The sequence below is a fragment of the Bradyrhizobium diazoefficiens genome, from assembly GCF_016616235.1.
Classification (GTDB): Bacteria; Pseudomonadota; Alphaproteobacteria; order Rhizobiales; family Xanthobacteraceae; genus Bradyrhizobium; species Bradyrhizobium diazoefficiens_H.
Genome location: NZ_CP067100.1, coordinates 3608334 through 3626181, shown reverse-complemented (window position 1 = coordinate 3626181; position 17848 = coordinate 3608334). Strand labels below are relative to the sequence as shown.

Sequence of the window (17848 nt, the reverse complement as noted above, 5' to 3'; positions counted from 1 at the left end):
CGCTACTTCATCTGGCCGATCAGCCTGGCCGCGCCGCTCGTGCCCTCTGCCAATTTCAACAGCGCCTCGCGGCCGCCGACCGCGTAGGCCGCGGCTGCGCGCAGCAGCTCGCGCAGCTGCGCCGCCGCGCCGGGATCGAACCGGCACCAGGCGCCGCCGGTCAGGCGAGCGATCTCGCGAAACGCCCGCTCGGCCACGGCGTCATCGCCTTCCTGAAACAGGAACACCGGCACCTTGAGCATGCCGAGTTCGCCGGCCTTGGCACAGAGCTCGTCGATGCGCTCCTCCATGGCGTCGCCGACGAAGACGACGGCCCGCACGCCGGAGGCAACCGCCTCGCGGCGGGCCTCGCTCAGCACCTTGCTGATCTGGGTGTCGCCGCCGCGGCAATCGATCTTGCTCATCAGCGTCGCGAGCTTGCCGCTGTCGGAGATCCATCCCGTGGCGCGGCATTCGTTGAGGCCACGATAATAGACGAGCCGGATGTCGAGGCTGCCGAGCGCCGCCGCCTCGCGGAACATGTCGGCCTGGAGCGCGCACGCCATGTCCCAGGTCGGCTGCCGGCTCATCGTCGCATCCAAAGCGAAGATCAGCCGCCCCTTCGCGCCCGGCGCATGCGGCGACAACATGCGCGCCTTGGCGACGAAGGCGGCGATGTCCTCCGAAGTCGACGTCGTGGCCTGCGGCAGCGCACCGTCCGCCTGCCCCGAGACGGCATCACCACCACGCGGTTTCATCGGTTCGCCCGACATCGCTGCTTCGCCTTGCGTGAACAGGTAATGTGGTCAGCGACGGCGGCCTGGTCAATGTGCAAAGCCCCCGCGGGCGGAGCTTGCGGGGGCTTTGCAATCGCGAGCGCTGAGAAAGGAACGTCAGCTCTTGGCAGGCGCCATCAGAGCGACCGGACCGGGCTCGAGAATCTTGGGCGGGGACGATTGCGTGTCGACCGGCGCCACCTCGCTGTCAGTCGAGCTCAGGAACTTGTCGAGCATGCTCTGAATCGAGTTCTTGGCGTCGTCCGGACCGGTGTCGCGCATATCGTTATGCTGGAATTCGGTCTTCACGACCTGGATGCCGGCCTTCTCGCACTCCTCCTCGGTGGGGATCACGCCTGGATCGGTCTTGAATTGCGGATCCTTGGAACGGAACGACAGGATCTTGAATTTGCCGGCGGTGACGAAGGGCACGCGGAGATTGTCGAGCGTGACGACCTTCTTGACCTGATCCGGATACTGCTTGGCGAAGTACATCGTGATGTCGCCGCCCATGGAGTGGCCGACCATCGTCACCTTTTCGTAGTCGGCGTTGGGCTGAACCTTCTTCATCTCCTGCATCGCCAGATGGATGTTGGCGACGCCGCGCAGGATCTGCGGCAGCCGGCCGACATAGAGCTCACCGGGCTTGGTCACCATCGGAGGGTCGGTCGGCAGGTCATGCTGCGGGCTGACGACGAGATAGCCGCGCGCCGCGAAGATGTTGGCGAGGAAGCCATACTCGGTGTTCTTGACGGTGTTGCCGTGATTGATCACGGCGACCGGCAGCGTGATCATGCCGGCATTGGCCTGCATTTCCTTGTCGCGACGGATCGCGATATCGACGGGCACCGGACGGTTGTCGCGCGAAGCGTCGTAGAAGGTGATGGTCTCGTGCTTGATCGCCCACTTGCTCGCCGTGAAATAGGCGATGCCGCAGAGGGCACTGACCGCAACCAGAACGGCAATTCCACGCTTCATTTTCGTCCTCAGCCTCAGGCTCTTGCGGCCTGAATCCCTGTTGAAAATCGTGTTCTTCCGGGGCTCTCGGGCCCCTTGTCGCCTATTCCCTAATATATGTCACAGCCACGTGACAGGAAGCGCAAAAATTGTGAACCGGCAGCCCTTTCATTGTGCGCCGCACACGATTCTTGGGCAACTCGTACTCACACGGCGATGTCAGCGTGCAGGTCACTGTCGGACGCAACCGGACTGGATGTGGTTCAATTTCGCAGTGAATTTGAGGTGAAACGGCAGAGCGCGGGCTTCGGTTCCATAGGAACCGAAGCACGCACAACCGGGAGTAGCGATATACCGCCCCGTTTCAGGCGCCGAGGATGTCGTGGACCTCGAGCGGCTTGTCGACCTGATTGAACCACTCGGCGCGATTTGCCGCACGACGGCGGCCGCGCTCGTCGAGGGGCAGTTTGAGCTGGCGGAGCAGGCTCGTCACCTCCTCCCGCGCGGTGAGATGGCCGAGATTGGGCCGCATGCCGAGCGTGGCCTCGTCGATCTCGTCGAGAGCGGTCAGGCCGCGCGGGAAGAATTCGCGATACACGACGCGTTCGGCGAAGCCGTCGACGTAGCGGAAGCCGAGTCGCAGCGACAGATCCTTCAAGCCGTCGGCGACGAGCTGCTTGTTGCGGGAGCCGAGCATCGACAGGCGGTTGCGCACGACGATCCAGTCGGTGGTCGCGCCGTCGAGCTGGCGGCGTTTGCGCCTGACGTCGCGCACCATCTCGGCGTAATGGCTCTCGCCCGTCACCGCGTAATTGGTGGGATCGACGGTGCCGAGCACGTCGAAGTCGAGAAAGCTGTCGTTGATCGGCGTCACCAGCGTGTCCGCCATCGAGTGTGCGAGGCGCATCAGGTAGCTGTCGGTGCCGGGCGTATCGATAACGATGAAGTCGAAGCTACTCTCGACCGCCGAGACCGCCTCCATGAACTGCTGGAACTCGGAATTCTCGTTCTCGGCGATCTGCATGGTCTCGCCGAGCTTGATGCAGCGATGCACCGGAAGCTCCAGGTCGAGCTTGGTGCGGCGCGCCCAGGCGGAGCGGTTGCCGATGTAGCGGGTAAAGCTTTGCTGACGGCAGTCGAGGTCGATGGTGGCAACGCGCTGGCCGGCCTTCAGCAGCGCAACGGCGATGTGCAAGGCGGTGGTCGACTTGCCGGAGCCGCCCTTTTCATTGCCGAGCACGACCACATGCGCCGAGCCGGATTGGCCTTGGCTGGCTTGCACAAGCATAGCGATCCTCAACACCCCTGACGAATATCTTCGAGTTGGCCGCCTCTGCGGTCAAGTGAAATGCGTGACAGGTAATGCAAATAGCAGTGCGCCGTTCTTCATCATGAATAGCAGTGTCGCTGCGCGTCTGTGAGCCAGCCCACATACTCGCGAGATCACGCGGCTCGACGCGGACTGCTGTGTCACATCTGGATGCATGGCATCCACGATCGCCGCTTGTTAAGGTTAGCCCGCGCCCAGCCGCGCGCGCGTTGATTCTCAACCCAGTCGAGTCGTGATGTCACGAAGCCCCTTGATCGCCCGCACGGTCCCCACCCTGCGACGCGCCGTTGACCACCTTCGCAAACGAAAGGCCACGATCGCGCTGGTTCCGACCATGGGGGCACTCCATGACGGGCATGTGTCGCTGGTGCGCCTCGCCAAGCGGCGTGCCAGCCGCGTCGTGGTATCGATCTTCGTCAACCCGACCCAGTTCGCCCCGACCGAGGACTTTGGCGCCTATCCGCGCACCTGGAAGTCCGACATCGCCAAGCTCGCGGCCGAAGACGTCGACATCGTCTGGCATCCCGGCGTCGAGGCCATGTATCCGGACGGCTTTGCCACCCGCATCGTGCCGGAGGGACCGGCGCTGGCAGGCCTCGAGGACCGCTTCCGGCCGCACTTTTTCGGCGGTGTCGCCACCGTGGTCGGCAAGCTGTTCACACAGTGCCGGCCGGATGTTGCGATCTTCGGCGAGAAAGACTTTCAGCAGTTGCGGGTGGTGATGCAGATGGCGCGGGACCTCGACCTCGGCGTCAAGGTGATCGGCTCCCGCACCGTGCGCGAGCGCGACGGGCTCGCGATGTCCTCGCGGAACGTCTACCTCTCGCCCGAGGAGCGGCAGACCGCGACCACGCTCTACCGCGCCATGAAGGACAGCGCCGGGCGCATCCGCGCCGGCGAGGCCATCGCGAGCGCGACCGCGCGCGGCGCCGAGACGATCAAGGCGGCCGGATTCGCGCTCGACTATTTCGAGGCCCGCCACGCCGAGACGCTGGCCCCGGTCACCTCGCGCAAGGACGGGCCGTTGCGGATCCTGGTCGCGGCCAAGCTCGGCACCACCCGGCTGATCGACAATATCGCGGTGTGACAGCCGCGGTTGATCTTGAACCTGACATCAACCGTATGGATGATTGTGGTGAGGGAACGAGCCGGGCGACAGGTCCATGTCATCGATCCGCACCATCATTGTGAGCGGCCTGCTGGCAATCATTGGCGCCACCGCGGTACCGGCGCAGCAGCGGCCGCCGATCGGCCCATTCGGCTCGGCGCCGGACGCGATGATCTTCTATGTGGCCCACGGCCCGGAGGGTGCTTGCGGACCGGGCTGTTCGGACTGGATTGCCGCCGAAGGCGCGGTGCAATGGGACACTTACAAGCGGCTGATCGCGATCCTCGATCGCCAGGCGGGACACAAGCTCCCGGTCGTCATCCATACTTCGGGCACGTCCAATCTCAAGGTCGCGAGCAGTCTCGGCCGCATCCTGCGCGACCACAAGCTCGATGCCGCCGTCGGGACCACCGAGGCCATCGCCTGTGCCGGGAAATCGGACGCCGAATGCTTTGCGCTCAAGCGCCCGGGTGGGCCGCTTGATGCAAGGTTGCTGGTTTCGAATCAGATTTGCGATTTCGCCTGCGTGCTCATTTTGGCGGGCGGCGAGCATCGCAGCCTACCGCAAGGCACCAAGGTGGTGCTGGCCGGCCGCTCCATCCGTAACCGGCTCGCGCCCAACGTCTCGGCCGAGCAGCGTGAGAGCCTGACGGAGTATTTTGGCGAGCAACACCGGAAATATCTGCAGGAGATGGGTCTTGCGCCGGATCTCGTCGACATCGTCGACGGCATCGGCGAAGGCAGCCGCCCCGTCATCATACCGCCCACCGATTGGGCGCGGCTGCATATCGTCACGCCGCCTTAGAGCAGCCCGAGGTCGCGGAGTTCGCGCCGCATCGGCTCCGGCATGGCCGCGATCGAGCCGGCGGCGGACTTGCCGAGATCGGCCGGCACGGAATCGTCGGCGAGATAGCGCCAGCCCTGGAACGGGCGCATCGGCCGCGGCGACACCGAGATCACCCTCGGCTGCATCACGATCCGGCAGCGGCCGATGCCGTCCTTGTCGCGGAACGGCTCGATGCCGATGATCTTTTCGCGCGCGGCGATCTCGCCCTTGATCACCCAGTAGAGCGATCCGCCAGCCAGGATCTCGGCGTCGCGCTTGGGGACCATCCGCGTGATGTGGATGTGGTGTTGGGGCAGACCCTTCTTCTTGGCGGTCTGCATCCGTTCGGCGATCCACTCCTTCAATTCCTTGACGGAGTCGCAGCCGACGGCGAGCTTGATCAGATGAAGTGGCATGCCCCAGCATTAGCCGGGCAGCCACGCATTTGGAATGCCGATCTACTCGTTATCCGCAGCCGCGGGAGCCGGTGTGGGGGCCGGCGGTGTAAGCGGAACCGGCGCGGCGGCGGGCGCACGCTTCGCGGCCGGCTGCTTCTTTGCGGCCGGCGCTGCGGGAGCTGCGGCCTGTGCCGACGTCGCGGCCGGTGCGCGCGGCGTTCCATTTGCGGCAGGGGCGGCCTGACGCGTCGCCGCCGTCGGCGGCTCGGGAGTCATGATGCTGACCGGCGGCGTCGACGAGGCGCTCGGGAACTCCGCATTGGTCGGCTTGCCTGTCGGCATCGACGGCGGCAGTCCGGCGAGCGCAGCATTTGCCGGCAGTGCCGCCGGCGCCGTTGCGGGCGCATTCCAGGTCGGCGCATAGCGCGCGACCAGCTGATCGTAGTGATGGGAATCCATGTTGGCGGCGACCTGCTGCTGATCGGTCAGCGAGCGGAACGCGGGGCAATCGAACTGCGTGCAGCCGTCGCGCGCGACCAGCACCTGCGCGACGAGGCCGTAGCGATCGTGCTCCAGCGCCTTGCGCAGCACCTTCATGTCGAGGGTCAGGCTCTTCTCGGCGGTGGCGGCATCGCCGAGCGCGGTCAGCCGGTCGATCCGGCTTGCCGTGTAGGCGATGGCGGCGGCCGCCGTATCAGGCGCGCCGAACAGCGCCTTCTCGCAGCCTGCGGCCACGACATCGCCGGCGAGATCATCGAGGCAGGACAGCGCCGGCAAGCTAGCGGTCACTGCAGCTGCTTGCGTGCGGGCCTCAGTGGCCGGGGTTTCCTGCTCGAGCGGCCCGTAGACGCGCACGGTGGTGGCCCCGGCGATCGCGATGGATAGCAGCGCGATGACGATCAGCGCGCCGTTGGCGACCGATTTCTCGGCACGCAGCAGCGTGATCAGCAGGATCAATCCGAAGAAGCCGGCAGCAGCCAGCGTCATCCACATCGGGAAGGCCGGCGAGCGCCAGATTTGGTCGAGCGAAGTGGCCCATGCCCAGTTCATGCGCGACGTCCCCTCACGCGAGCAGCGAGCGAATGGTCAAAGCGAGCACCGCGAGTCGGCAACTGCCCCCAGCCCACCTTGTGAAGGTGAAGCTGGCCTTTTGACGGCGGCAGGACACAAATTCCGAGGAGGGGCCACGGCGCGGCGCGGTCGGCCTTCAGGACAGCGCGAGCTGGCTTTCCTTGGCGACGCGCTCGAACGCTTCGGTCGAGCTCTTGATGCGGTACTGGCAGTCGTCGCCGTCCGTCGGCAGCAGGCGGATGATCTCGTACGAGCCGCTCGCAGCGGGGCGCGCGACGTTGCTGGCCGTGAACAGTACGCGCGTTCCCACGGGGAATTTATGCTTCAACACCCATCTCCATGACTCAAACAGCGCCGGCCGTGCCCAGGGTCCCCACTGCGACGGACCGGCTGAAAACCCGAGCTGCTCTATAGCATGCGGACGGCCGATTTGGCCAGCAGTATACCGGCATGGCAAACGTGCCGATCCTGCTGCGTTTTCAGGATGATGGCCGGGGAACCGGCAGCGGATGATCCCGCTGGAACCGCCGCCTCAGGCAGTGTGCGGCAAATGGCCGTCGGGACTGGCGTGATCCACCGCCTTGGGCAGTTCCTGAGCCAGGATCTGGCCCAGCTGGTCGACGGGAATGTTGTAGCGCGCGGCCAGCTGGCGGACAGTCTCGTTGCCAAGCACGGCCCGGAGCTGGTCGGCCGAGATCGGCAGGTTCTGGCCGTTGCCGAGCCAGGATTTGACCTGCTCGCCAAAGCCGGCCTGCTGGAGCTTTGCAACGATTGCGCTGAGGCCGCCCTGATTGTTGCTGCCGAGCACCTCGCTCAGCACGGCCGGCAGGACGGCGGCGCCGAGCTGGCCGAGTGCGCTGCGCAATGCCGGGTTGTTCTCCAGCGAATCCAGAATTCCCATTGCCGTGCCCTCTCCTTGCGTTTCGCCGGGATTGAGCGCCGCCCGTCCGCTCGTCGTCAAGCGGCGCCCGATCACGATCGTGAGTTACACAGTCTCGAACTTTTCGATGACGAGCGTTTCGGCGATGCCATCGCGCGTCCATTCCTGGAACGCCGGCAGTGCGATCATCGTGTCCATGTAGGCCCTGGTCTCCGGCGTGACCTCGATGGCGTAGGTGCGGAAACGATGCACGACCGGGGCATACATCGCATCCGCCGCACCGAAGCGGCCGAACAGGTACGGTCCGCCGGCGCCATAGCGCGCCCGGCACTCGCGCCAGATATCCTGCACGCGCGCCACATTGGCCTTGGCGTCCGCCGACAGCGTCACAGGCCGCACGGGCCGGTGCAGGTTCATGCCGCATTCGGTGCGCAGGGCCATGAAGCCGGAATGCATCTCGGCGCACACCGAACGGGCATGGGCGCGGGCCGCGACGTCGTCGGGCCACAGCTTCTTCTCCGGGTAGCGCTCGGCGATGTATTCGATGATGCTGAGCGAGTCCCACACCGTGATGTCGCCGTCGACCAGCACCGGCACCTTGCCGGCGCGGCTGAAGGACAGGATCTGCTCCTTGTCCGCGGGATTGTCGGTGTAGAGCGGGATCACGGTCTCCACGAACGGGATGTCGTTGGCGCGGAGCGCGAGCCAGGGCCGCATCGACCATGACGAGTAGTTCTTGTTGCCGATCGCGAGTTTCAGCGCTGCCATGTCACTGGTCCTTCCCGAGACGTCCTGAAGCAAGCTGCTTTTAGCGCCATTGCCTGCCGCCAATCAATCGTTGCTGTGCCAAGCCGCGCGTGGCAATCGTTGCGGCCCGCGAGGAGAGAGACATGAGCAGGCACTGGGTCGACATCACCGCCGTCGGCTTCTTCATCATCGAATGGCTGGCCTATGCGCTGACGCTGGAGCATTCGGCTTACGGCCGCGACAGCCTGTCGGCACGCATGAACCGCTACCGCGAGGTCTGGGTGCGCCGGCTGCTCGACCGCGACACGCGCATGGTCGACATGCAGATCATGGCCTCGCTCCAGAACGGCACTGCCTTCTTCGCCTCCACCAGTCTGTTCGCGCTCGGCGGCGCGCTGGCTCTGCTGCATGCCACCAACGACGCCATCACGATCCTGAGCAAGCTGCCGATCGATCTCAGCACTTCGCCCGCAATGTGGGAGCTGAAATGTGTCGGCCTCGTGCTGATCTGCGTCTACGCCTTCTTCAAATTTGCCTGGGCCTATCGCCTCTTCAACTATGTCGCGATCCTGTTCGGCGGCATGCCGCCGGCCTCGCAGGCCGGCACACCTGAAGCCGAAGCCCATGTCATCCGCACCACGCGCTTGTTCGAATCCGCCGGCCGCCATTTCAACCGCGGCCAGCGCGCGTTCTTCTTCGCGCTCGGCTATCTCGGTTGGTTCGTCAGCCCGTGGGTGCTGTTCGTGAGCACCGCGGCGGTGGTGATCGTGACTTGGCGGCGGCAGTTCGCGTCCAGTGCCTGGACGGCGATGGCGCCGGAGGTGGCGGACGGTGATGAGGGGCGGAAGCGCGGTCATTAAGGCCGGCTCTCTCCACGTGAGGTGCACTCGTAGGATGGGTAGAGCGAAGCGAAACCCATCACGCTTTGTCCACGCGGAGGGATGGTGGGTTTCGCAAGTGCTCTACCCATCCTACGACGCACGCCTTCGCATCCTCGCGGCTTGCTTCGCCCGAGCTTTGCCTGGTCATTCCACCCTCTCTAAGCCAAGAGGGCGCAGGGAAGGCCGGGTGCCGGCTGGCACCCGCGGTCCGCTGCGCGAAAAGCACACGCAGGAAGAACCGCACAGCAGCATACAGGTGAAGCCCAACACACGGCCTTCCCTGCGCGATGGTCGGACGGCTTATGCCATGCTCTCCCGGGAGCCGAGTTCTTGCTGGCCTCCCTCACCCTCGCAGAAGTCACCGGCCATCGCGCCGGTTGGCGCGACTGCCGCATCCGCCAGGGCTTGGCCGTAGCAACGACGGCCAGGACCACACGGTTTTGCCGTACGCGCGGCTCGTTGGCGCCACAGCGGCCGACGGCGTTGTGCACATTGCCATCGACATGTGGCGCGACGAACCTGACAGCGCCGTCCGTCTGCGCGAAGCCTTACGGGCTCACGGAGAGCAATCCGCCCTGCCCCAGACCTATCGCGCCCGACGCTGCCGCGTCCACCGCAAGCCCGGCTCGCGAACATGACGACCACACGATCGCCCCTCAAGGATGAGCCGGGATGACCCGATACATACGACAAATCCGAATTTCGGTAAAGTGGAATATTTTTGCGCGAGGGGATTGACGCGAGAGCGACACAGGCGGGTCGCATAGCCCAGTGAGCTAAGATCCAAAATCCTGCGGCGAGAACGGCAGGTCCATCACCTTCCATTCCCCATACAAGGCCGTCGGCAGCATCTTGTAAGGCTGGCAGGCCTGCAGTGCGCTCATCGCGGATTTCACCAGCGCCACGCCCTTCGCCGACGGCGGGGCTTCGATCAGGATCGGCTCGCGCGCGAGCGTTCCATCGGTCGCGAACACTGTGCGCAACTTGATGTGGACATTATCGCCCGGCGTGAGCCCGGCGGGCAGTTTTGCGCAGCTTCGCAGATGGCGACGCAGTTCGGCGATGACTTCGGGCGGCAGCTTGGCTGCGATTGAATCCTTGGCATCGCCGCCGTCGTCCTTGGGCAGGTCTTTCGGCAAATCCGGCGGCAATTCCGGAGGCAGGCCCAGCAAGACGCCGTATTTGACGGTGACATCGGGCTCCAGCGCCTGATAGGCCGGCGGCGGCGCGGCCTGGGGCTGCGTCATGGCTTGCGGGGGCGGTGCCGGCGGAGATTGCAATTGCGGCATCGGCTGCGGCGGCGGCAACTGCGACAGCTGCGGCTGTGGTTGCGAAGGTTGCGGTTGTTGAAGCTGCGGCTGCACGTTGGCCTCGCGCTGCTGTTGGGTCTGTGAGGGTTGCGGCTGCGGCTGCTTCTGCTCGGGCGATGCCTGTTGCTTCGGCGATGGCGCGGCGGCTTGCTGCTTGGCGGAGGGCTTCGGCGCGGCCTCCGCCTTGTCCTTGTCGCTGAAATCCAGCTTCGGCAGCTTCAGGTCAGGCAGCGGCTCCGGCGGTTTTTCCTTGACCTCTTCCTTCGCCTTTTCCTCGGCTTTGGCCTCCTCCTGCTTCACCTGCTCGGGCGTGACGATGTCGATCGAAACCGTTTCGGGCGGCGCGGCGTGGAACGGATGGACCTCGCTGATCAGAATGATCAGCGTCACCAGCGTCAGATGCGCAATCGCCGACGCCGCAATGTCCGTCCGTATGATTGTCCGCAGTTCCATCGCCCGATCTTGGATTGCCGCCCTGCTCCTATCATACCGGAACGGCCCCTCAATCCCATTTCGGCGCGAAGCCGAAATCCGTTAGGCGGCCCTTCGGGCTCGCCAGCGCGGCGATCTCCGCCATCTCGTCGTCGGAGAGCTCGAAATCGAAGATCTCGATGTTTTCCGACAGGCGCTCGACGCGGGATGTGCGCGGAATCGCAGCGACATTCTGTTGCACCAGCCAGCGCAGGCAGATTTGCGCCGGCGTCTTGCGATGGGTGCGGCCGATCTCGGCGAGGGCCTGATCGGACTTGACGCGGCCCTTGGCGATCGGGCTGTAGGCCACGAGCGCAAGGCCGTGCCGGTCGCAGGCCGCCCTCACCTTCGCCTGGTCGAGATAAGGGTGATATTCGACCTGGTTGCAGACGAGCGGCTCGGGCGACAGCGCGAGCGCCTGCTCCATCAGCGCCACTGTGAAATTGGAGACACCGATGTACCGGGTCAGGCCCATGCGCTTGGCATGCGACAGCGCGCCCAGCGTCTCTTCCAGCGGCACGTGCGGATTGGGCCAGTGCAGCAGCAACAGATCGACGGAAGGAAGCCGCAGCCGCGCCAGGCTCTCCTTGACCGAGCGCTCGAGATCGTGGGGCGCGAAATGATTGGTCCAGACTTTTGTGGTGAGGAAGATGTCGTCGCGGCGCACGCCCGAAGCCCGCATGCCGTCGCCGACCTCGCGCTCATTGTCGTAGACCTGCGCAGTGTCGATGTGACGATAGCCGAGCCGCAGCGCCTGCTCGACCACGCGCGCGCAAGTGCGCCCGTCCAATTCCCAGGTCCCGAGCCCGATCGCCGGGATCCTTGCGCCATTGGCCTCGACGAACAGCATGAGGAATCCTCTCTGTCGCAGTCGTCCCCAGCAGCCATTATGGACCTCGCCCGTCGTGGTGCCAACGGAAGCCGCCGGCCGTAGGGCGGATATTCAGCGCAGCGCTAACGGGAGGTTCGTGCGCGGTCCTGACGTCAGACCTCAACCTCAAGCCTTGCCGTGCCCTCAAGCCTTGGCGAGCGCCTGGAACACCGTGTCGGGCGCGTGCGCGATCACCGCGAGCAGCGCCCGGGCCGGCCCCCGCGGGGCGCGCTTGCCCTGCTCCCAGTTGCGGATGGTCTCGACGGGAACGCCGAGTTTTGCAGCAAACTCCATCTGGGTCAGACAAGCGCGGCGACGCAAATCGCGCACGGCGAGCGAGTTGGTGTCGGCCGGCACAGCATTGGCCGCCGGCTGGACCGGAAATTCCTGCCCATCCCGCAACTCGACGATCCGCCCGTCCGCCTTCAGCCGCAACCGCATATCCATTCCCCCAAGCGGAGCGATGATGCGGCAGGTCGCTTAAGTTCGGATTAAAGATGATGGTCTCGTGCCCCGGACGCAGCGCAGCGCTTCTTCAGCGGTGCGCTGCTGAGCCGGGGCCCATGCCGTTGCAGCGTGCCGGGCCCCGTTCTGGGTCCCGGTTGCATGTTGTTGGCGCCTTCCTGTTGGAAGGTCAGCCGCCGGCGGGACCTCGCGGTCCCGGAAGATCGTAACGATCGTGCAGATCTTGAGGCCCGCCGACGCTTCTGGGTCCGGGCACGAACGGTAGAGAGGGCTATTCGCCCGTTTGCAATCCAGTGCTCGTTCCGGACCCCTCAAGGATGATGGAGGTCGGTATGAACGGCAAGCAGGTTATTGGTGTCGACATCGGCAAATCGTATCTCGATGCAGCGATCGAAGGCCGTCACCGTGTGCAGCGGTACGACAACGACGCGGCCGGCGTTGCCGCGCTGATCGAGCATTTTGACCCGGCCCGGGATATCGTGGTGTTCGAGCGCACTGGCGGCTGGGAGCGAAACCTGGAAGCAGCACTGGCGGACAGGGCCATCACGTGGGCCGTCGTTCACTCGCAAGGCGTGAAAGCCTTCCGCCAGGCACAAGGGATCAAGGCAAAAACCGATCGGATCGACGCGCGGCTGCTGCGTGACTATGGCCGCGACCGGCTCGAGGCCGGCAAGTTGCGGCCTGGGCACAGGGAAGACGTGACGCTGGCTTGTCTGATGGCGCGGCAGCGGCAGCTCAAGGCCATGCGGCACGCGGAGAGTTGCCGCCTGGCCACTGCGGCACTGGAAGCGGTCCGCAGTTCGATCGAGCGTATGATTGCCGATCTTGACATGGCGCTCGCAGCGATAGCGACCGAGCTCGTCCGACACGAGACTGAGCATGTGGACTTGGCCTTCAGAGAGGAGGTTCTATGTGGCCAGATTGGTGTTGCCGAACAGACCGCGCGCGGGCTCTTGGCGGAGTTGCCCGAACTCGGCAGGCTCGGCAGCAAGGCGATTACTGCGCTTGGCGGACTGGCCCCGCGCGTTCATGAGAGCGGAAGCCTTCGCAAGCGCCGGGGACTGGCGCCCGGGCGTACGTCCATCAAGGTGATCCTGTTCAATCCGGCGCGTACGGCCATGCGGTTCGACCCACAGATTAAGGAGTTCTGTGGTCGGCTACGGGCACGAGGCAAGCCCGGCAAGGTGATCATGGTCGCCGTGATGCGCAAAATGCTGGTACGGCTAAATGCTCAAATGCGGGACGCAATGGCCCGGGCTTCAACCGCAGCCGCGGTGCATTGAGGCGTCGATCACGGCAGCCCTTGCGGCAGCGCGCACAGGCCGTCAAGGCTGGCCGCAGGCCACCGCCGCAAGGCGGGGCGAAGCCGCCTTGACGGCCGAGCACGATGCCGCACACTAACGGCCGATCGACCACCTTGACAGCCAAGACGGTAGATCTGCGCAGCAGCGCTACGCGCCGCAGCGCGCCCGGGACATGAGAGCGAGGGCGTCGGCGTCGCTACCTCAACCCGAACCAAAGCGTCGCGATGCCGAGGAAGGAGAAGAAGCCGACGACGTCGGTCACCGTGGTGACGAACGTGCCTGACGCCACCGCCGGATCCGCCCTGACACGTTCGAGCGCCATCGGAATCAGGATGCCGCCGAGCGCGCCGGCGACGAGGTTGCAGATGATGGCGAGCCCGATGACGATGCCGAGGCCGGGGATCTTGAACCAGGCCACTGCGGCAATGCCCGTGATCACGGCGAAGGCGAGGCCATTGACGAGGCCGACCAGCGTCTCGCGCAGCACGACGCGCCAGGCGTTGGAGGAGCCGAGCTCGCGGGTCGCCAGCGCCCGCACCGCCACCGTCATGGTCTGGGTCGCGGCATTGCCGCCCTGGCTGGCCACGATCGGCGCCAGCACGGCGAGCGCCACCATCTTCTCGAGCTGGCCCTCGAACAGGCCGAGCACGGAGGAGGCCAGGAAGGCGGTGGCGAGGTTGACCAGCAGCCAGTTGAAGCGGCCACGCGCGATGGTCAGGAACGTGTCCGACAGCTCTTCGTCGCTGGTGACGCCGCCGAGCGCCTTGAGGTCCTCGTCCGCCTCCTCCTCGATGACGTCGACGACGTCGTCGACGGTGATGACGCCGACGAGGCGGTCGTGGGTGTCGAGCACGGGCGCGGCGACGAGATTGTACTTGCCGAACATGCGCGCCACCTCCTCCTGGTCCTCCAGGACGGAGACGCGGCGGCGGTCCTCGTCGGTGAGCTCGGTGAGCGGCACCGGGCGGCGCGCGCGCAGCAGCACGTCGAGCGGCACCGCGCCCTGCCAGTGCTGGTCCTTGTCGACGACGTAGATCTCGTAGAAGCGGTCGGGCAGATCCGGCGTCTCGCGCATGTAGTCGATCGCCTGGCCGACGGTGAACTCCTGCGGCACCGCGATGAACTCGGTCTGCATCCGGCGGCCGGCGGAGTTTTCCGGATACAGCAGGCTGCGCTCGAGCGCGACGCGCTCCGGCAAGGGCAGCTTCTCCAGGATTTCTTCCTGATCGGCCTGGTCGAGGGTTTCCAGCAGTTCGACCGCGTCGTCGGATTCGAGCTCGCGCACGCCTTCGGCGACCGTCTCCGGCGGCAGTTCCTCGAGGATCTCCTCGCGCACGCTCTCGTCGACCTCGTTCAGCGCGGAGAAGTCGAAATCGCGGCCCGTGAGCTCGACGAGGCGGACGCGGTCGTCAGGCTCGAGCGCGCCGATCAGATCGCCGAGATCGGCCTCGTGCAGCTCGGCGACGCAGGCGCGCAAAGCGGCGCTGTCGCCAGCCTCGATCGCATGGGCAATCTCCTCGACGAATTCGTGCCGGATATCGCCGTCTTCATTGCGCATCGGCACGTGGTCGAGTACCGAGGCCTCGGCGGATGAGGCACCGTCCATATGTTCATCCATGGTGCGCCTCGCCGTTTGACAGGTTGGAACGAGCGGTCTGAGCTGATGGTTCAGGCAATACCCACAACGCAACTCCGAGCGCAATGACAAAGATGTTCCGAGCGAGGTGGACCTCGACGGCACTGGGCGCCGTCCTCGCGGCTCTCGCCGGCACCGCCTCGGCGGGGGCCGCAGACTGTCCGCGCAAGGATGGGCTCGGCACCTCGCGCATCCTTAGCGTCGATGCCAAGACCACGCCGCGCGTTGGGCTGAAGAGCTTTCCGCAGACGCTGGCGCTGGCCGACCACGAAGTCGTGCTGACCTTCGACGACGGCCCGCATCCGCCGACGACGTCAAAGGTGCTGGCGGCACTGGCGCAGGAATGCGTGCGCGCGACCTTCTTCCTGATCGGCCTGCACGCCTCTGAGCATCCCGACATGGTCAAGCGCATCGCACGCGAAGGCCACACCATCGGCCATCACACCTTCTCGCATCCGTTCATGGCGCGGATCCCGTTCGAGAAAGCGAGGAGCGAGATCGACCGCGGCATCGCGGCCGACGAGATGGCGCTGCACGGGGTCTCGACCACAACGCCGTCGACGCCGTTCTTCCGCTTCCCCTATTTCGAGGCAACGCAAGCACAGCTCGATTTGCTCCTGTCGCGCGGCATCGTCGTGTTCGGCGCCGACCTGTGGGCCAGCGACTGGAACGAGATGACGCCGGAGCAGGAACTGAAGCTGGTCACCGAGCGCCTCGCCGCGGCCGGCAAAGGCATCATCCTCTTCCACGATCCCAAGGCGCGCACGGCCGCGATCATGCCGGCCTTCCTGCGCTATCTGCGGGAAAACGGTTTTCGCGTGGTCCACGTGGTTCCGGCCGACACATCACAGAAGAACGCCGACGCGCATTGATGCCGGAATGTCACGCCGGCGCAAAATGGGGTGATTTGAGCCCTATTAACACTCCGTTCATGCTACGCCGTGCAAACATGAAGGGTATTGCGCCTGAACCGTTTTGGGGCGCCACCGACCTACTAGGGCGGCAATCGCGTATGAGGACAGACGGGTTCATGATCGGACGTAGCGTTGTTTTCCGGACGCGATCCTGGACCGTGCTTGGCGCGTTGGTGGGATTGCTGACCGCCTCCTCGCCGGCGGCGCTGGCGGCCGAATGCCCCGGGCGTCCGGGCGCGCTCGGCACCTCCCGCACTCTCGTCGTCGATCCGCGCGAGCATCCGCGCATCGGCACCATGCAGTATCGCGAGACGCTGCCCCTGAAGGACCACGAGGTGGTGCTGACCTTCGATGACGGCCCATTGCCGAAATATTCCAACCAGGTGCTCCAGATCCTCGCCGACGAGTGCATCAAGGCGACCTTCTTCATCATCGGCCAGCAGGCCAAGGCGAATCCCGAAGGCGTGCGCAAGCTGGTGGCCGCGGGCCACACCGTGGGCACGCACAGCATGAGCCATCCGCTGACCTTCGACCGGATGCCGATCGAAAAATTCGAGCCGGAGATCAACGGCGGCATCGAATGGACCTCGGCCGCGATGACCGATCCATCCAGACAGCTCGCGCCGTTCTTCCGCATTCCCGGCCTGATGCGCGCCGAGGCCGTCGAGAACTATCTGATATCGCGCGGCATCCAGGTCTGGAGCGCCGACTTCCCGGCCGACGACTGGCGGCATGTGTCCCCCGAGCGCGTCTACCAGCTCGCGATGCAGCGGCTGGAGGCCAAGGGCAAGGGCATTTTGCTGCTGCACGACATCCAGGCGCGCACGGTGGCGGCGCTGCCGAAGATCATCCGCGACCTCAAGGCACGCGGCTATCGTATCGTGCATGTGGTGCCGGCGACCGCGGACCTGCCGGCGACGCCGACCACACCGGTGGAATGGCTGCTGCATCCGCCGACCGAGACGACGCCGATCGCGCGCTGGCCGGCCGTTCCGAATTTCGTGTTCACGCAGACCAGGGTGCTGCCGGCGCCCTCGCTCGCGGATCTCAATGCGCAGACCGGGCGTCAGCCTCTGCTGCCGCGCCCGACCAAGGCGCAGATGGATGTCGCGTCCACCCTGGCCGCGCCCGGCCGCGACCTGTTCGCGATCCCGGAGGGCTCGGTCGAGGTGCTGCTGTCCACGGCCTTGTCGCGGCGCGCCGCCATGCGGGTGGCCATGGCCGCCGAGGCGCCTCATCCGGCCAGGGGCAAGGCCGCACAGCTGCCGGGACGCACGAGCGCGCATGCGGCACACGCTGCACCGAAGCACGCCGCGCAGCCCAAGACCACCACGCCCCGCGCGGCCCGCGTCGCGGCCAGCGTGAAGAAGCGCGCTTGAATCTTATTGCCGCATGATGGCGGCGACGCAGAGCAGCACGATCAGCGCCAGGAAGAACAGGTCCATATAGGACTTGAGCTCGCCGTCGCGCCGCAACCGCGCAACGTCGGCGACCACCTGCTTGCGCGCCGTGGTTCCACCCGAGCCGTCGTTGATCGGGGCCTGAAGGCGGCGCGTCTCGGCCTCCAGCTTCTCGATCTTCTGGAAGAAGTAGAACGCGCGCAGCGTCGAGGCCGCGCGCATGCCGGTATAGACCAGCACCAGGATCGCGATGATGGCCCGGTCCTGGTATTTCTCCATGAAATTCAGGCTGAAATAGACCAGCGCCATGAACGCGAAGTTGGTCGTGAAGCGGTAGACGAAGCTGAGAAAGACCATGCTGGCTCCAGCCTTGAGCGGTATGACCGTCCGGCTTTGTCGAATTCACGGAGATAAGGTTACAGGCCGGAACAGCCGGCCTGAGGGTGCGCGAGGCTCGTCTACGCCAACTTATTTCAAGAAAGAAACGATTCGCCCGCCCGCCTTCTAGCCACGCGCGGTCATAT

At 65.5% G+C, this 17848-nt stretch carries 19 protein-coding genes; 6 read left to right on the top strand and 13 right to left on the bottom strand.

The features are described from left to right. Positions 1-2 precede the first annotated feature (2 nt). The 3 genes from JJB99_RS17175 to JJB99_RS17165 all read right to left on the bottom strand — a co-directional run bounded on the left by JJB99_RS17175 (position 3) and on the right by JJB99_RS17165 (position 3000). Positions 3-752 carry a VWA domain-containing protein gene (locus tag JJB99_RS17175; RefSeq protein ID WP_200499830.1) on the bottom strand — a complete coding sequence of 250 codons (750 nt, stop codon included), beginning with the start codon at positions 750-752 and terminating at the stop codon, positions 3-5. A gap of 120 nt (positions 753-872) precedes the next feature. Then, complete coding sequence (locus tag JJB99_RS17170; protein ID WP_200499829.1) at positions 873-1733, bottom strand: alpha/beta fold hydrolase; 861 nt, start codon at positions 1731-1733, stop codon at positions 873-875. 343 nt (positions 1734-2076) lie between these two features. After that, positions 2077-3000, bottom strand: coding sequence for a division plane positioning ATPase MipZ (locus JJB99_RS17165; protein WP_200499828.1), 924 nt, complete (start codon positions 2998-3000; stop codon positions 2077-2079). A 277-nt stretch (positions 3001-3277) separates the two neighbouring features. On the opposite strand from JJB99_RS17165, the gene panC reads away from it, so the two are divergent. Beyond that, positions 3278-4129, top strand: coding sequence for a pantoate--beta-alanine ligase (gene panC, locus JJB99_RS17160; RefSeq protein WP_200499827.1), 852 nt, complete (start codon positions 3278-3280; stop codon positions 4127-4129). Positions 4130-4205: 76 nt separating this feature from the next. Then, on the top strand, positions 4206-4955 hold the full coding sequence (locus JJB99_RS17155; protein WP_200499826.1) for a hypothetical protein: 750 nt from the start codon (positions 4206-4208) through the stop codon (positions 4953-4955). Here the strand turns inward: JJB99_RS17155 and JJB99_RS17150 are convergent. The 5 genes from JJB99_RS17150 to JJB99_RS17130 all read right to left on the bottom strand — a co-directional run bounded on the left by JJB99_RS17150 (position 4952) and on the right by JJB99_RS17130 (position 8093). After that, positions 4952-5392, bottom strand: coding sequence for a DUF1489 family protein (locus JJB99_RS17150; protein ID WP_200499825.1), 441 nt, complete (start codon positions 5390-5392; stop codon positions 4952-4954). The genes JJB99_RS17155 and JJB99_RS17150 overlap by 4 nt on opposite strands. Before the next feature lie 42 nt (positions 5393-5434). Continuing rightward, positions 5435-6424 (bottom strand): hypothetical protein, encoded by a 990-nt coding sequence (locus JJB99_RS17145; protein ID WP_200499824.1) that lies wholly within the window; start codon positions 6422-6424, stop codon positions 5435-5437. 157 nt (positions 6425-6581) lie between these two features. After that, entirely contained in the window at positions 6582-6773 is a 192-nt protein-coding gene (locus tag JJB99_RS17140; RefSeq protein ID WP_200499823.1) for a hypothetical protein, read from the bottom strand. Between the two features lie 204 nt (positions 6774-6977). Then, a complete protein-coding gene (locus JJB99_RS17135; RefSeq protein WP_200499822.1) occupies positions 6978-7346 on the bottom strand; it encodes a YidB family protein in 369 nt (122 codons plus the stop codon). Positions 7347-7430: 84 nt separating this feature from the next. Beyond that, a complete protein-coding gene (locus tag JJB99_RS17130) occupies positions 7431-8093 on the bottom strand; it encodes a glutathione S-transferase family protein (RefSeq protein ID WP_200499821.1) in 663 nt (220 codons plus the stop codon). Between the two features lie 122 nt (positions 8094-8215). Between JJB99_RS17130 and JJB99_RS17125 the strand changes: the two genes are divergently transcribed. Next, on the top strand, positions 8216-8932 hold the full coding sequence (locus tag JJB99_RS17125; RefSeq protein WP_200499820.1) for a DUF599 domain-containing protein: 717 nt from the start codon (positions 8216-8218) through the stop codon (positions 8930-8932). 797 nt (positions 8933-9729) lie between these two features. On the opposite strand, the gene JJB99_RS17120 is transcribed toward JJB99_RS17125, so the two are convergent. The 3 genes from JJB99_RS17120 to JJB99_RS17110 form a co-directional block, all read right to left on the bottom strand. Then, positions 9730-10716 (bottom strand): hypothetical protein, encoded by a 987-nt coding sequence (locus tag JJB99_RS17120; protein WP_200499819.1) that lies wholly within the window; start codon positions 10714-10716, stop codon positions 9730-9732. Positions 10717-10765: 49 nt separating this feature from the next. After that, the gene (locus JJB99_RS17115; RefSeq protein ID WP_200499818.1) at positions 10766-11584 is read right to left on the bottom strand and encodes an aldo/keto reductase; all 819 of its coding nucleotides are present in this window, start codon (positions 11582-11584) and stop codon (positions 10766-10768) included. A gap of 165 nt (positions 11585-11749) precedes the next feature. Next, complete coding sequence (locus JJB99_RS17110; protein ID WP_200499817.1) at positions 11750-12052, bottom strand: helix-turn-helix domain-containing protein; 303 nt, start codon at positions 12050-12052, stop codon at positions 11750-11752. 350 nt (positions 12053-12402) lie between these two features. Here JJB99_RS17110 and JJB99_RS17105 point away from each other — a divergent pair, with 350 nt between their 5' ends. Further along, positions 12403-13353, top strand: a complete 951-nt coding sequence (locus tag JJB99_RS17105; protein WP_200496759.1) for an IS110 family transposase — start codon at positions 12403-12405, stop codon at positions 13351-13353. A 217-nt stretch (positions 13354-13570) separates the two neighbouring features. On the opposite strand, the gene mgtE is transcribed toward JJB99_RS17105, so the two are convergent. Next, entirely contained in the window at positions 13571-14992 is a 1422-nt protein-coding gene (gene mgtE, locus JJB99_RS17100) for a magnesium transporter (protein ID WP_200499816.1), read from the bottom strand. A gap of 83 nt (positions 14993-15075) precedes the next feature. Between mgtE and JJB99_RS17095 the strand changes: the two genes are divergently transcribed. Further along, positions 15076-15882 (top strand): polysaccharide deacetylase family protein, encoded by an 807-nt coding sequence (locus JJB99_RS17095; RefSeq protein ID WP_200499815.1) that lies wholly within the window; start codon positions 15076-15078, stop codon positions 15880-15882. A gap of 158 nt (positions 15883-16040) precedes the next feature. After that, the gene (locus JJB99_RS17090) at positions 16041-17303 is read left to right on the top strand and encodes a polysaccharide deacetylase family protein (RefSeq protein WP_200499814.1); all 1263 of its coding nucleotides are present in this window, start codon (positions 16041-16043) and stop codon (positions 17301-17303) included. Positions 17304-17306: 3 nt separating this feature from the next. On the opposite strand, the gene JJB99_RS17085 is transcribed toward JJB99_RS17090, so the two are convergent. Continuing rightward, positions 17307-17681, bottom strand: coding sequence for a hypothetical protein (locus JJB99_RS17085; protein ID WP_200499813.1), 375 nt, complete (start codon positions 17679-17681; stop codon positions 17307-17309). Positions 17682-17848: the final 167 nt, after the last annotated feature.